The 15,219-nt window shown below is 38.3% G+C and carries 13 protein-coding genes; 5 read left to right on the forward strand and 8 right to left on the reverse strand.

Translation table 11 applies throughout. The annotated features are described in order from the left end of the window. Nucleotides 1–4: 4 nt before the first annotated feature. The 3 genes from J8L70_RS01865 to serA are packed head-to-tail and all read left to right on the forward strand — an operon-like array spanning nt 5 to nt 2,523. Nucleotides 5–601: a 5-formyltetrahydrofolate cyclo-ligase gene (locus tag J8L70_RS01865; RefSeq protein ID WP_211053769.1), complete on the forward strand. Its 597-nt coding sequence runs from the start codon at nt 5–7 to the stop codon at nt 599–601. A gap of 29 nt (nt 602–630) precedes the next feature. Further along, nucleotides 631–1,284 carry a ribose-5-phosphate isomerase RpiA gene (gene rpiA, locus J8L70_RS01870; protein ID WP_211053770.1) on the forward strand — a complete coding sequence of 218 codons (654 nt, stop codon included), beginning with the start codon at nt 631–633 and terminating at the stop codon, nt 1,282–1,284. A gap of 9 nt (nt 1,285–1,293) precedes the next feature. Further along, nucleotides 1,294–2,523 carry a phosphoglycerate dehydrogenase gene (serA, locus tag J8L70_RS01875; protein WP_211053771.1) on the forward strand — a complete coding sequence of 410 codons (1,230 nt, stop codon included), beginning with the start codon at nt 1,294–1,296 and terminating at the stop codon, nt 2,521–2,523. A gap of 56 nt (nt 2,524–2,579) precedes the next feature. On the opposite strand, the gene J8L70_RS01880 is transcribed toward serA, so the two are convergent. The 3 genes from J8L70_RS01880 to radA all read right to left on the reverse strand — a co-directional run bounded on the left by J8L70_RS01880 (nt 2,580) and on the right by radA (nt 5,556). Beyond that, nucleotides 2,580–3,095, reverse strand: coding sequence for an NUDIX domain-containing protein (locus tag J8L70_RS01880; protein ID WP_211053772.1), 516 nt, complete (start codon nt 3,093–3,095; stop codon nt 2,580–2,582). A gap of 130 nt (nt 3,096–3,225) precedes the next feature. Beyond that, nucleotides 3,226–4,152 carry a hypothetical protein gene (locus tag J8L70_RS01885; RefSeq protein ID WP_211053773.1) on the reverse strand — a complete coding sequence of 309 codons (927 nt, stop codon included), beginning with the start codon at nt 4,150–4,152 and terminating at the stop codon, nt 3,226–3,228. A 33-nt stretch (nt 4,153–4,185) separates the two neighbouring features. Then, nucleotides 4,186–5,556 (reverse strand): DNA repair protein RadA, encoded by a 1,371-nt coding sequence (gene radA / locus J8L70_RS01890; RefSeq protein WP_211053774.1) that lies wholly within the window; start codon nt 5,554–5,556, stop codon nt 4,186–4,188. 224 nt (nt 5,557–5,780) lie between these two features. On the opposite strand from radA, the gene J8L70_RS01895 reads away from it, so the two are divergent. After that, nucleotides 5,781–8,264, forward strand: a complete 2,484-nt coding sequence (locus J8L70_RS01895) for a PilZ domain-containing protein (protein ID WP_211053775.1) — start codon at nt 5,781–5,783, stop codon at nt 8,262–8,264. 3 nt (nt 8,265–8,267) lie between these two features. Here the strand turns inward: J8L70_RS01895 and serB are convergent, their stop codons facing one another. After that, nucleotides 8,268–9,254, reverse strand: a complete 987-nt coding sequence (gene serB / locus J8L70_RS01900) for a phosphoserine phosphatase SerB (protein ID WP_211053776.1) — start codon at nt 9,252–9,254, stop codon at nt 8,268–8,270. Between the two features lie 137 nt (nt 9,255–9,391). On the opposite strand from serB, the gene J8L70_RS01905 reads away from it, so the two are divergent. Further along, nucleotides 9,392–10,012, forward strand: coding sequence for an AhpA/YtjB family protein (locus J8L70_RS01905; RefSeq protein WP_211053777.1), 621 nt, complete (start codon nt 9,392–9,394; stop codon nt 10,010–10,012). On the opposite strand, the gene J8L70_RS01910 is transcribed toward J8L70_RS01905, so the two are convergent. From J8L70_RS01910 to prfC, 4 genes are all read right to left on the reverse strand, one after another. Beyond that, on the reverse strand, nt 9,979–10,746 hold the full coding sequence (locus J8L70_RS01910; RefSeq protein ID WP_211053778.1) for a TatD family hydrolase: 768 nt from the start codon (nt 10,744–10,746) through the stop codon (nt 9,979–9,981). The genes J8L70_RS01905 and J8L70_RS01910 overlap by 34 nt on opposite strands. Before the next feature lie 13 nt (nt 10,747–10,759). Continuing rightward, a complete protein-coding gene (gene pdxH, locus J8L70_RS01915; RefSeq protein WP_211053779.1) occupies nt 10,760–11,398 on the reverse strand; it encodes a pyridoxamine 5'-phosphate oxidase in 639 nt (212 codons plus the stop codon). Nucleotides 11,399–11,695: 297 nt separating this feature from the next. After that, complete coding sequence (gene argS, locus J8L70_RS01920; RefSeq protein WP_211053780.1) at nt 11,696–13,447, reverse strand: arginine--tRNA ligase; 1,752 nt, start codon at nt 13,445–13,447, stop codon at nt 11,696–11,698. A 59-nt stretch (nt 13,448–13,506) separates the two neighbouring features. Further along, nucleotides 13,507–15,096: a peptide chain release factor 3 gene (gene prfC / locus J8L70_RS01925; protein ID WP_211053781.1), complete on the reverse strand. Its 1,590-nt coding sequence runs from the start codon at nt 15,094–15,096 to the stop codon at nt 13,507–13,509. Between the last annotated feature and the right edge of the window lie 123 nt (nt 15,097–15,219).

Consider the following 15,219-nt stretch of genomic DNA (forward strand, 5'->3'; position numbering starts at 1 on the left):
TAAAATGAACAAAAATAGAGCAGAAATAAGATCAAATATACGAAGCGCACGTAATAAGCTAACTAAATCACAACAAAAATCAGCGGCGTCTTCACTAAAAGTGAATTTTACTCAACACTTAAAACAGCTAAAAACAGCCCCTAACCTTAATGTTGGGATTTATTTAACTAACGATGGAGAATTAGATACATCTTTGTTAATTAAAGAGTTATGGAACAAAAACCATCTCTTACACTTACCTATAATCCACCCTTTTAATGGCACTACACTGCTATTTCAACGTTATGAAAAAAACTCACCCATGAGAGTAAATCGCTATGGTATCTTTGAGCCTAAATTGAACTGTGCTCAAATTTGCCCCGTGGCCGAATTAGATATGCTACTCATGCCGTTAGTCGCTTTTGATGACAATGGTAATAGGTTAGGGATGGGAGGCGGCTATTATGATAAAACGTTGGCAAGTTTATACCAACAAAATAGTTATTCACCCCAGCTTATTGGTTTAGCACATGATTGCCAAAAAGTAGATAGATTACCCATTGAGGCCTGGGATGTGCCATTAACAACAATTATAACACCCAGTAAAACCTATCAATGGTAAATAAACACCGTTAAAAAGAGCACACAGATATGACACAAGATGAATTAAAAAAAGCTGCTGCATGGGCCGCTCTAGAGTTTGTACAAGAAAATACCATCGTAGGTGTTGGTACAGGCTCTACTGTTAACCACTTTATTGATGCGCTTGGCACAATAAAAGATACCATTGCAGGGGCTGTATCAAGTTCTGAAGCTTCTACCGAGCGTTTAAAAACATTAGGTATAGAAGTTTTTGAATTAAATAATGTTGATAAACTAGATATTTATATCGATGGCGCAGATGAAATAAATGCTCACAACGAGATGATCAAAGGCGGCGGTGCCGCTTTAACTCGTGAAAAAATTGTTGCTGCGGTTGCTAAACAATTTGTATGTATTGTTGATGACACAAAAATAGTAGATACATTAGGGGAATTTCCATTACCGGTTGAAGTGATCCCAATGGCCCGCAGCTATGTTGCCCGAGAGTTACTAAAGCTAGGTGCTGATCCGGTATACCGCCAAGGCGTAGTTACCGATAACGGCAACGTTATTATTGATGTACATAATTTAAAAATTAATGATGCAAAACAACTTGAAACACAAATCAATCAAATTGTTGGCGTAGTTACCAATGGTCTGTTTGCACAGCGAGGTGCTGATAAAGTCATTATTGGCACTCAAAACGGCCCCCAAATTAAATAGGATAAGGTTATGAGTAAGGTATCGTTAGCAAAAGATAAAATTAAAATTCTTCTGCTTGAAGGTGTTCATCAAAGTGCTGTAGAAACGTTAAAACGTAATGGCTATAGTAATATCGATTACGTAAAAACATCGCTACCTGAGGAGGAACTAAAAGAACGTATTAAAGATGTTCATTTTGTTGGCCTTCGCTCTCGTACCCATATTAATGAGTCAGTACTCGCATCTGCTGACAAATTAGTGGCGATTGGTTGTTTCTGTATCGGGACAAATCAAGTGGATTTAAGTGCGGCTCGCGAACGTGGTATTGCTGTATTTAATGCCCCTTTTTCAAATACTCGTTCAGTTGCTGAGCTTGTATTAGGTGAAATTTTACTACTGTTACGCGGTATTCCTGAGCGTAATGCCGCAGCACACCGTGGTGGTTGGTTAAAAACAGCTACGGGCTCATTTGAAGCACGTGGAAAAACCTTAGGTATTATCGGTTACGGTCACATTGGTACACAGTTGAGTATTATGGCCGAAAATATAGGTATGAACGTTGAGTTTTATGATATTGAAGATAAGTTAACGTTAGGGAATGCTAAACAAGTTCATAACCTTACTCAGTTATTACAACGTGCCGATATTATAAGCTTACATGTTCCTGAAACACCGCAAACTAAAAATCTTATCGGCTCTGCCGAGATATCAGTGATGAAGCAAGGAGCGATTCTTATTAATGCATCTCGTGGAACGGTAGTTGACATTGATGCCTTAGCTGAAGCCTTAGGTGAAAATAAATTAAGCGGTGCTGCTATTGATGTTTTCCCAGTAGAACCGAAATCAAATGATGAAGAGTTTGTTTCACCTCTGCGTGAATTTGATAACGTTATTTTAACGCCGCATATTGGTGGTTCTACCCAAGAAGCACAAGAAAATATAGGTATTGAAGTAGCAGGTAAACTTGCTAAATACTCAGACAACGGCTCTACGATCACCGCGGTTAACTTCCCTGAAGTATCGCTTCCTGAGCTTGCAAACCGTAGTCGTTTATTACACGTTCATCATAACCGACCAGGTGTATTAACCCAGATAAACCAAGCATTTGCACAGCATGGGATTAATATTGCTGCACAATACTTACAAACTGATGAAGCAATCGGTTATGTCGTTATCGACGTAGATACTGATCACTCTGAGGTCGCTTTAAAAGAGCTAAGTGCTGTTGAGGGCACGATTAGAGCACGTATACTTCACTAATTACTGTTCTATATACAGCATTTTTTTAAAACCGTGTTTTTACAAACACGGTTTTTTTAATTTAACTGCTTAGCTATTTCTTTAAGTAAAAATGTTTCGCGGATAATCGATAATCCCTGTTTTTCACTATTCGCTAATGTACGTTCGTTATGCTCAATCGCATCCTGTATTTTAACCCACTTTGCTTGCATACCATTTTGTATTTCGTAACTTTCTAATGTCGCGACTCCTAACTCTTGGGCAATATCACAAAAATAACAATACGATTTTATATGAATAATATCGGCATCGTCTTTATACCAAGGTCGATACTCTTCATACAAACCAAATGCTTTACCTATTGAGATGTGCTGTGCGCCGGTTTCTTCTCTTAGCTCTCGAACAAGTCCTTGTTCAATAGTTTCGTGCGCATCAACCCCACCGCCGGGTAAGCTAAAATCATCATAACGCGCGGTATACATTAATAAAATTTTATCTGCATGGAACACAATAGCGCGTGCAGTGAGTCGTGTCATGATTTCGCCACTCTCTATTGATATACCCGCGTGCACTAACGTTTTTAATTTTTGCATATGACTATTTTCGTTCCTTTTAACATTAATATTTAAGGCAATTTTTAATACTTAGAAAATAAAAAAGCGCAAGAAACCTTGCGCTTAAAAAACTATTTTGTTGTTAAACTATTCTGTTAAATAGCAGAGCTTAACTACCCGATACTTTTAAATTAATAAACTTAACAAGCTCTTCAGGTTGACCTAATAACATCGTTAATTCTTGGCTAAGTTCCATCGTTGTTTTACCTTCAGGTAAACTTGCTGAAACTGTTAGCTCATTTAAGCCCATAATAAAATCATTTAACTGTTGTACAAGATCTTCAGGAATGGGTAATTGCTGAAGTTGCTGTTGAGCCATTTGTTGCATTTGCTCAAGTGTCATACCTTGTGATTCTAACTCAGTATTAATAATCTCTTTTAAATCACCTTGGTTAATTAAAGCAAATTTAGCGCTTCTAGGCTGTATTTTACTTAACGCTTGCATCAGTTTAGTTTGCTGCTGTAGCTCTTGCTCAACCGTCAGCGGTGTCTCTGAGTTTTGTAACTTATTTATTTCAAGTGATAAATCCATAAGCTCTTTCGTATTCGCAAGCTCAATATCTATTCCCATATCAGCAATTTCACTGGTATTAAGCTTCAAGACGATGTCACTTTCACCGGAGCTATCATCAAAATAAACAGCTGAGTGTAAATCATAGCTTGCACTTAATAATTTTGGATTTACATCCCTTAAAAGCGCAGATTGAGTTTCTTGAGTAAACGTGAAGTTTTCAATATCAAATGATGTATGTTCAGATATTTTGTCCGTTTCGTAACCTTTCACTTTAATACTGTCGATCATTGCAAAAGGCTGCCCCTCTGGGCTGGTTACAACCATATCAACAATACTCATTGAATTACTAAACATGTTTGCTGATAAGCTACCATATTCAAAAATAGCACCGGTTTCTTGCGTCAAAAGTGCCAACTGTTTATCAACTTCTGTTTTTACTTTTTCGCTAGCAACATGATTAGCATAACTAAATCCACCAATACCCGCAGCAACTAGCGCTGTAACTATCATTAATTTTTTCATTTTATTTCCTTATTACAGATAATATTAAAATACTTAAAACAATGCCTCTAAGGCATCAGCTAAGCTACTTACGGCAGTGATTTCCATGCCATCTATTTTTTCTTTTGGCTTGTTCGCAATAGGCACAATGGCACGTTTAAACCCATGCTTTGCCGCTTCTTTTAAGCGCTCTTGGCCGCTCGGTACAGGCCTTATTTCTCCACCTAACCCAACTTCACCAAACACAACAAGCTCGCGTGCTAAAGAGTAATTTTTAAAGCTTGATACTAAAGCAACAATCAGTGCTAAATCGGCACTTGTTTCTGTCACTTTAACACCCCCAACCACATTTACAAATACATCTTGGTCAGCAACTTGTAAACCACCATGGCGGTGTAAAACAGCAAGTAACATTGCTAAACGGTTTTGATCAAGTCCAACCGTTACACGTCTTGGGTTACTTAACTGTGAATAATCGACTAAAGCTTGAACTTCCACTAATAAAGGTCTTGTGCCTTCCCAAATGACCATCACTAACGAACCAGGTGTTTGTTCTTCGGCTCTATTTAAAAATATGGCAGAAGGATTATTTACTTCTTTTAATCCTTGCTCTGTCATAGCAAATACGCCAAGCTCATTAACCGCACCAAAGCGATTTTTATTACCGCGTAACGTTCTAAATCGACTATCACTACTGCCTTCCAGTAAAATAGAGCAATCTATGCAGTGTTCAAGTACTTTAGGGCCGGCTAATGACCCATCTTTAGTTACATGACCAACCATTATAATGGCCACTTGGTTTTGTTTAGCAAAGCGGGTTAAGTACGCAGCACTTTCTCTCACCTGAGATACGCTGCCTGGTGCCGATTGCACGTCACTCATATGCACAACTTGAATTGAATCAATCACCATTATTTGTGGCTTTTCTTGTAAGGCAAGCTGGCAAATTGTTTCTACATTTGTTTCAGCAAGCATACGCAATTTATCTGTTGGCAGTTTTAAGCGCTTAGCGCGCATAGCAACTTGCTGCAACGACTCTTCGCCGGTGACATATAATGTATTCATATTTTGGGCAAGTAGACACATTGTTTGCAATAAAACCGTACTTTTACCGGCACCAGGTGAACCACCGATCAGTATTGCACTACCGGGAACCACTCCCCCACCTAAAACACGATCAAACTCTTTAAACCCAGTTGAAAATCTGGGTAATTGTTCTAAATTCACCTCATCAAGGGTTTGCACTTTAGCATCGGTTAAACCCGCATAACCTGCCATTCCCCCTGTCCGCGCAGGGGCTTTAGCCGATGAAACCCTAAATTCAGTTACCGTGTTCCATGCTTTACATTCGCCACATTGACCTTGCCAACGTGGGAACTCAGCGCCACAATCGCTACAAACAAATGCCGTTTTCTTTTTTACCATAAGTTTAGGTATACTTTTTGCTTTAATTTTAATGTTATGTAATTTGCCATAAAGTTGACTTAGATACCCGTCATTATTACTAAGTGGCTGTTACGAGAATAATCGTGTTATATTAACAATATTAGAAAGTTTATTGGAGTGTAAATTTTCTGATAACCATATTCAACTTTATACCTAAAGTTGGAATAATACTCCTTAATTTCTTTTAGGATGAAGACGTTTTAATGGCTGAAGATATTTTACTCAAGCACGAGCATCTTGTTGATGAGCTAAAACAGTATTTAGGGACTCCTAAGTTTGATGCTATTTTCAAATCAAAAACCGCTAGTTTAACAAAACCAGAGCAGTTTTTAATGAAAATGGAAATGACCCGTCTTTCTCAACCTGTTGCCCGCTTTATTGATTTAAGAGGCTTAGTGACAGGCCAAGTTAAGCCTTATATCCATAACAATAAGCAACACTTTATGGATGCTATGGCCGTTGAAGTATTCGAAAAAGCAATTAAGCAACATGGTGGTTACACTTTAGCCGTATACGAAGCGGTAATGAATACCGAAAATAACCACCGAGTATTACAAAAACAAGCAGAGAAACAGCTCGCAAATCCCACCTTAAAAAAAGCACAAGAACTGCCAACGGAAGTGATAAAATTTGCTTCTTATGAAAGTCGTAGTGAAGAACGAATGAATTATTCCATTAAAATCACAATTGATTTTAATGACAAAAAAAATATTGCAGCCACCACATCTGATATCTCTTTAAGCGGCAGTAAAATTAAGCTCAGCTATAAACATAATATTAAAAAAGGCCAGCTTATTGCACTTCGATTAGTCGGTCTTGAGCAAGATTTTGAACTAGGGCTAAAAAGTGGAATTCAATATGAAGTGGTTGCGGTAGAACCATCGACTGCTGAGTATAATTATGTAAGATTAAAACGCACATTTATTGAAAACAACGAAGCTTTTGATAATTTTTTATCTAACTTTATTCATGGTAATAAGCGCCGCTATAAAGTTAATTTAGATAACACTCTCGATGCTGTAGTCTCTAAAGGTTATGAGCAATATTATATTCCACGCGTTACATCACTTTTTTTATTCTTAAGTGAAAAAGAAAGCATCTTATACCCAAGTATTAGCTTAACAACCGAAAACAATATTTTTATTCAACGCTATTTTAACGATGAAATGAAAATTTCAAATCTATATTGCGTACTTAATCACACGCGAATGACGCGCTTGCTAGAGCAAGAGAGCGCGGTAAAAGAGGATTACTTATATACTTTCACTCATATTTCAGGGGGAAAAATATATTATTACTCTGCCACACGCTCTGAATTAAATGCCACCCCTGCCCTAGCTCCGCTTTTCTTTGGTTTTGGTAGTCATAAAGACAGCTGGCAATGTTTTAAAATTCAAGTCATGCCTAGCCATCCTGAAGATTCATTTATCCCACTATCACTGCCAAACAGCGCAGGTAAAGAAGTGGAGAAACTAAATAAGCCGCCTTCACCTCGAGTCGAAGGCATTATTAAAGATGTTAAATATATTGTGGTATTAACTAGCGTTAGTAACGCTGTAGAACAAAAAAATTATCAACAAGTTAGTTATGATAAATCACAATTAAATCAGCTCAAAGCTTTTGGTCATACCAAGAAAAAAACGCCTCCTTATCTAGAGGTTGTTGCACTTGAATATGTCAATTTACGCTCTCATAAACGCTATTTATATAAAACAAATACTATTGTTAGTTTATCAGATCAGAAAATATTAGGCTCTACACGTGACTTTTCAGTAATGGGGTTACAAATTGAGTGTGAAGCCCCTGTTCCTTTTAAGAAAGGCGACATAGTTCATTTAGCATTTCCTGATTTACAAAAAATCACTAAAAAACATAAGTTAATAGATTTAAAATACGAAGTAATGGCCATTTCTAAATCATTAACTACGTTAAACTTAAAAGCACATCGGATAGCAGATTCAGCTCATATTGGCGTTAAGTTTTTTGATCAGTTAATTGAGGGGAATAAAGATAAGCTACATGCATGTGAAGAATCACCAAAAGTACCAGGGCTGTCTACCGCTTTACGTAATATGATCACTAAAAGCGTCTGCCAGTTCCCATTATATCTTCATAAAGATGCGTCGCATTTTAGCTGTGGTGCCATTGGCTATGGTTTATACCCAAGCCCAATCCATTTATTATTACATAGTTTTAATCTACTTAACGACAAAACAACTTTAGATTCAATTCTTACAATAAAACAAATTAATCAGGTAATAACCCCTGCAATTAAAGATCATAAACGCCAAGATCCTCCCCTTGCCTTTACACAAGTAATTTATTTTGATCCTCGAAAGAATAAAATTGATGAAGCAATAAAGTCAGATTGCCTGCTAGGCGATGATTATTCATCTTTAAAAGATAAAATTTTATTAAGAGTAAATTCAAAAATTATTTTTGTTACCCGATTATACATTTCTCGAACAGGGCGACCAGATACTGATTACCTGGCCAATGAACTCAAGTATGTTAGTAATTATGCATTACACAAAGCTAAAAACTTACAAGAAGCATTATGGTCTGTCGCAGGAGTCGGTGATCTAGTCGATATCACACAAGAAGCATTAAATCATCTATCACTCGACCCTAAAGCAGTTAAGGAAATGGAGCAGCGTAAATTACGTTGGGTAAACCGCACTCGTTAATATTTACTCCACAGGCAGTGTTAACATATATAGCAGTTGTAATAACGAGCCTTGGCAAATTGCCGCATCGGCTTGCTCAACGACTTTAGGTTTTCCGTGCACAGCAACACCTAAACCCGCTTCAGCCATCATTTTTAAATCATTTGCGCCATCACCAATTGCCACTGTTTGTGCTTTTGATAACCCCAGTTTATTTTGAATAGCCGTTAGCACAACCGCTTTTTGTTTTGCATCAACGATTGTACCTAAAACCTTACCGGTGAGTTTGTTATCGGCAAATTCGAGTACGTTAGCATGTACCTCATCTAAATTAATTAACTTTTGTACTTGCTCTGCAAACGGGACAAACCCACCCGAGGCAATAACTAAATACCAGTTATGCTGCTTTAATATTTCACATAAAGCTTTTATACCAGGCATTAACGGTAATGAGTTTTTAAGTTCATTAATTAAATTTTCTTCGATGCCTTCAAGCTTTGCGACTCTTTGGTATAAACTTTCACTAAAATCAAGCTTGCCTGCCATTGCTTGAGCGGTCACGCCAGCCACTTCATCATATACATTGGCTAATCGCGCTATTTCATCAATGCACTCAATGGTGATGGCTGTCGAGTCCATATCCATAACCAACAAACCTTTCGCGTATAAATTTGGTAACCCTGTTATTTGTACTAGCTGCAAGTCGTGCTTTGCAGCGAAGTCTTTAAGTATTAACGGATTTAATTTAATCTCTTGCGCTGAATAAAAACACACTGCCGGTGTTAATGCAGGATCAGGTTGATATCGGCACATTGCGCTCACTGGCTGCTTATGTTCATTTAAAAACTGCGTTATTGCCGCTATATTTTCAGCTGAAACATCACCACCAAATGCAATTGAGAATACGCCCTTATTACGCTTCGGTACTTGTTCAAGTTCATTTATTGAACCTTGTTTGTAACTAAACCAACGGTTTAAAGGAAGCGGGTTAGCATCGCTTAACTGTGACATGTATTCTCCGATATTATTAATTTATCCCCAAAAAACAGACTTATGTTTGCGCTAAACTCGCCAATGGGTAGGGTTTAAGGTTATAGTGACAGTTGTAACATCAAAATAAATTGCTGTCAGTATCATTCATGGTGACTATGAGAAATATCCATATTAAAAGCCCGTTGTGGGCATCGCAAAAAAAACGACTTTTACGTCTAACCCTGGCTGCTGGGTGTTTTTTACTATTAACTTGGGTACTGGTTAATAGCAGTTTTCAAAGTCATCAACTTTTATATGATAGTGCCGACAATACAGCAAAAAGTCTTAGTAAATTTATGGCCTTAAGCGCTAAAAACCCACTAATAGACAAAAATAAGTTGCGATTAAGTGCCTTGTGTAACGATATAAGCCAAGATGAATTTGTTCTCTTTGCAACAATATACGATCAACAAGGGATACTCTTAGCCAGTAGTGATAACTGGCAGTCTCACGATATTTATGGCCAGCTACCAGATTCAACACCCGGTATTAGTAAACTAAAAACGCCTTTTGTTACACCGGTTATCGATGATAACGACCGCCCTATTGGCTTTGTTTCTATTACTTATTTAACTCGTTCGGCGATAGCTGATAGCCATAATCATTTTCATGATCTGGGAAGACAAGTACTATTAATGTTGGTTATTGCGAGTATTTTATTTTGGCAATTAGGACGTGGTGTAAAACGCTGGCAAGTAGAACGTTACATTAAAAAGACTGCTAAACTGGAGTCATAAACAGCCTGAGCTAACTTATCTTCTTTTATCTGTGGTTTGAGCGAGCTTAATGTTTTAAATACAATGGGAATATGTAAAGGCGTATTAATTTCACCTTGAAAACCGTTTAATGGCATGGACGGAGAGTCGGTTTCTAACACTAAGTATTGCGGGGCAATTTGTGCAATAACAGCACGTGTTTTTACTGCACGCGGATAAGTTATAACGCCCCCAACTCCTAGTTTAAAGCCCTGTTTAATATAATAATTGGCCTGCTGTATCGATCCAGAAAAAGCATGTATAACCCCCCCTGTTTTTGGCCGACAACGCTTAAACGATTGGGCAATTAAATCATGACTTTGTCGATGATGAATGATCAACGGCAAATCTAAGGTATTCGCGATCTCTATTTGCTGCTCAAATAAATGAGTTTGCTTAGGTAAGTTTTCAATACTACGGTCTAAGCCACACTCACCGATTGCCACTAATTCATTTTTATTGCGCTTAACAAGCTCAAATAGTTTGTCAATATCATCAGATTCATGTTGCGATAAAAAGTAAGGGTGTAAGCCCATGGCTATTTTTATTGGTGGATATTGTTTTTGTAAATCTAACAAGCGTTTCGATTGTAATAAACTAATACCTGGCACAATAAAACGCTCAATCCCATCTTGCATACACTGGCGTATTAGCTTTGACCTATTATCATCAAATTCACTAAAATCAAGGTGACAATGAGTATCGATAAACTTCATGTTAATGGGCTTATTAAGGGTTTAAACGCGTTATTTGCCAGCGATTATCAGCCTGACGCTGATATATAAAACGATCGTGTAAACGATGCTCACCACCTTGCCAAAACTCTATTTTAGTTGGTACGACACAATATCCTCCCCAAAAGTCAGGTAAGGGTATTTCGCCATTAGCAAACTTGTTTTTCATAGCTGCAAAGGTTTCCATCAGTACTTTACGTGATGAAATTGGACGGCTTTGTGCTGAAGCCCATGCGGCTAACTGACTTTGTTTAGGACGTGACAAAAAGTATTTAGCAACATCTGATGTTGGTAACGGCTTTGCCTCACCATATACAATAACTTGGCGCTCCATATGGTGCCAAGGAAAGTGAAGTGATATTTTATTATTGTTTTTTAATTCTTGTGCTTTGCGCGAACCCGTATTGGTAAAAAATACAAAACCATTATCATCAAGGTGTTTTAACAATACAATACGCTGCGAAGGTTGACCCGTTTCATCAACCGTAGCGACTACCATCGCCGTAGGATCGGGGATATTACTGCCTACGGCATGCTCAAGCCAAGTTTCAAATTGTTTAAATGGATCATCAAGCAAATTATCTTCGCTAAGTGCATTTTGCAGGTATTCACGGCGGATATCTTCGAGTTTCATAAACAAATCCTTTAAATAAAGCCTTAGAAAAGAGCTTAGAGTAGCGAGCTTAAAACAATAGATGTTGAGTCGTAACAAATATTAAGATTCAGGTGTATCCGATAGCAATAAACACAGAGTCTCAGGTGTATCATTAGGTTTTGTTTCACTCAACCTACAATGTAAAACATGATATCTGCAAGTGTAGAAGTGCTAGCAAGGCAAGAAGTTCATTTATGCCAAGAAACATACGCCCTTATATGTGACTTTGGCTAAATAAACTTCTTAACGCAGCTAAAGCGAACTACACGCAGCAGATTACATTTGCTCCATGACTTCAATGCCTAATAGATCTAATCCCGTTTCTAATGTTTTAGAAACCACATTACACAATACTAAGCGGCTATCACGTACGCTTGGCTCTACACCGTCTTTAAGTACTGGGCACGCTTCGTAGAATGTCATGTATAAGCTAGCTAGTTCGTACAAGTAACTACACAATACGTGTGGTGTTGCCTCTGCTATCATTAAATCGAGAACTTCTTCTAGCTGAAGTAGTTTTAGCGCTAGCGCTTTTTCTTGTGGTTCATCTATTTTTACATTTACCCCAAGTAAAATAAGCGCCTCAGCACTTAAATCTGATTTACGAAAGATACTACGCACTCGCGTATAAGCATATTGTAAATAAGGAGCCGTTGCGCCTTCAAAGCTTAACATGCTGTCCCAGTTAAAGATGTAATCGCTGGTACGGTGCTTAGAAAGGTCGGCATACTTAACAGCTCCAATACCTACTTTACGGGCAATTTCGCTTCGTTCTTGCTCTGACAGCTCTGATTCACGCTCTGCTAATTTTGTTGCTGCACGGCTAATTGACTCTTCTAATAAATCTGCAAGCTTAACAGTGCCACCAGTACGTGTTTTAAATGGCTTACCATCCGCGCCCATCATGGTGCCAAATGGACAGAATTCGTAACTTGTTTCTTCACGTAATAAACCGGCTTTACGTGCGGTAAGTTCAACTTGGTTAAAGTGAAGGCTTTGACGTGCATCAACAAATATTAAAATACGTTCTGCGCCTAATTTGTTTGAGCGATAATCACATGCGGCTAAATCGGTCGTCGCATATAAAAATCCACCTCCCGACTTTTGCACGATAAAGGCCGATGGCTCACCCTCTTTATTGGCAAGTTCATCTAAAAAGACCACTTGTGCGCCTTGTGATTCTACCGCAATGTTTTTATCTTTTAATAAGCTAATAATATCGTTAAGTTCTGCGTTGTATGCACTTTCAGCCATAATGTCAGCTTGCGTTAGTGTTACATTTAAACGCTTGTATACTTCTTCTGAATGTTTAACCGAAGTGGCAATAAACAGCTTCCAAAGCTTTTCACAGTGCGCATCACCGCCTTGTAATTTTACAACGTAATCACGCGCTTTATCGGCAAAGCCTTCTTCATCATCGAAACGTTTTTTCGCATCACGGTAAAAGGTTTCTAAATCGGCAAGCGCTACTGATTCTAAATCAACGCCTTGACTAATTTGATCCTCTAAATGAGCAATCAGCATCCCAAACTGTGTGCCCCAATCGCCCATATGATTTTGGCGAATCACCTTGTCGCCTCTAAATTCTAGAGCGCGTACAATCGCATCACCAATAATAGTTGAACGTAAATGACCTACGTGCATTTCTTTTGCAAGGTTTGGCGATGAGTAATCGACAACAACGGTTTGTGCTTTAGCGTGCTCATTTACAGCAAGCTTCGCATCGCTATTTGCTGTTGCTACATTTTTGGCTAAAAATGCAGGCTTTAAATGAATATTAATAAAGCCAGGGCCTGCAATTTCAGTTTTTTCTGCAATGTCACTTACATCCAGGTTATCAATAATTTTTTGAGCGAGCTCTCGAGGGTTGCTTTTCATTTTTTTAGCCGCCCCCATTGCACCATTAATTTGATAATCACCAAATTGTGGACGCGTACTTTGCGTAACCGCTGGGTTAGTATCTTCAGGCAAGCCCGCTGCTGTCATCGCCGCAATGGCTTTTTCTATCAAAATAGTACGAATGTTCATTATTTTTACCTTTATAAGCCGGTTTAAACAGGCTTTGTATTAATTCAAGTCGGTTATTTTTAGTTTTCGCGTGTGTGGTTAAAAGTGACCTCAGGGTAACGCTCTATTGATAAGTTAAGATTTACACGGCTCGGTGCGATGTAAGTTAAGTTATCGCCACCATCAAGTGCTAGGTTGCTTTCGCACTTACGTTTAAACTCTTCAAACTTTTTAACATCATCGCTGCTTACCCAGCGCGCGGTATTAACATTAACACCTTCGTAAATAGCATCGACGTTGTACTCAGCCTTTAAACGCGCTACAACAACATCAAACTGTAGAACACCTACAGCACCTACAATGAGGTCGTTATTAATAAGCGGTCTGAATACTTGCACAGCCCCTTCTTCAGAAAGCTGTACTAACCCTTTTAGTAATTGCTTTTGCTTAAGTGGATCTTTTAAACGAATACGACGAAATAGCTCTGGCGCAAAGTTTGGAATACCACTAAATTTAAGCTTTTCACCTTGGGTAAATGTATCGCCTATTTGAATCGTACCGTGGTTATGTAAACCAATAATATCGCCTGCAAATGCATCCGCAGCACGTTCACGATCACCCGCCATAAAGGTTACTGCATCCGATATACTAATTTGTTTACCAAGACGTACATGATTCATCTTCATGCCTTGGCTGTATTTACCCGATACAATACGCATAAATGCAATACGGTCACGGTGTTTTGGATCCATATTTGCCTGAATTTTAAACACAAAACCACTAAAATTTTCTTCGTTGGCAAGGACTTGACGATCTTCAGTTTCGCGTGGAAGAGGAGTCGGTGCCCACTGTGTTAAACCATCTAATACATGGTCTACACCAAAGTTACCCAATGCAGTACCAAAATATACCGGAGAAAGCTCACCGGCTAAAAAAAGTTCTAAATCAAATTCGTTTGACGCACCAATAACCAGCTCTAACTCTTCGCGTAATTGCTCTGCGAGTTCTTCGCCAATTGCAATATCTAGCTCTGGATTATCTAATCCCTTTACCGTGCGTACTTCTTGAATAGTATGACCTTGACCCGTTTTGTATAAAACAGCTTCGTCATTATGAATATGATAAACACCTTTAAACTCTTTACCACAGCCAATTGGCCATGAAATAGGAGCACATGCAATGTTTAGCTCTGTTTCTACTTCATCAAGTAATTCCATTGGATCACGAATATCACGGTCACATTTATTCATAAATGTCACAATGGGCGTAGTGCGCAAACGTGTCACTTCCATTAGTTTACGTGTACGTTCTTCTACACCTTTAGCTGCATCAATCACCATTAAGCACGAATCGACAGCCGTTAAAGTACGATAAGTATCTTCTGAGAAGTCTTCGTGTCCTGGGGTATCAAGTAAGTTAACTAACGCATTGTTATAAGGAAACTGCATAACCGAGGTCGTGACTGAGATACCACGCTCTTTTTCCATTTCCATCCAGTCAGACTTAGCATGCTGGTTAGAGCCACGACCCTTTACAGTCCCCGCTTTTTGAATTGCTTGTCCGAACAACAATACTTTTTCGGTAATTGTTGTTTTACCAGCATCCGGGTGAGAGATGATAGCGAAGGTGCGTCGTTTATTAATTTCGCCCAGGAGATTTTGATCTGCCATTAAATAAATCTTTTTAATTGAATACGGAAAGCAAGGTATTTAAAGTATGCTGAAATTTTAGGGCTTAATTAAAAGCAAAAACCCTTAAAGCTCAACACACCCATACCAAAAACAAAAATGTTT

The sequence above is a fragment of the Pseudoalteromonas sp. MMG010 genome, assembly GCF_018100905.1.
Taxonomy (GTDB): Bacteria; Pseudomonadota; Gammaproteobacteria; order Enterobacterales; family Alteromonadaceae; genus Pseudoalteromonas.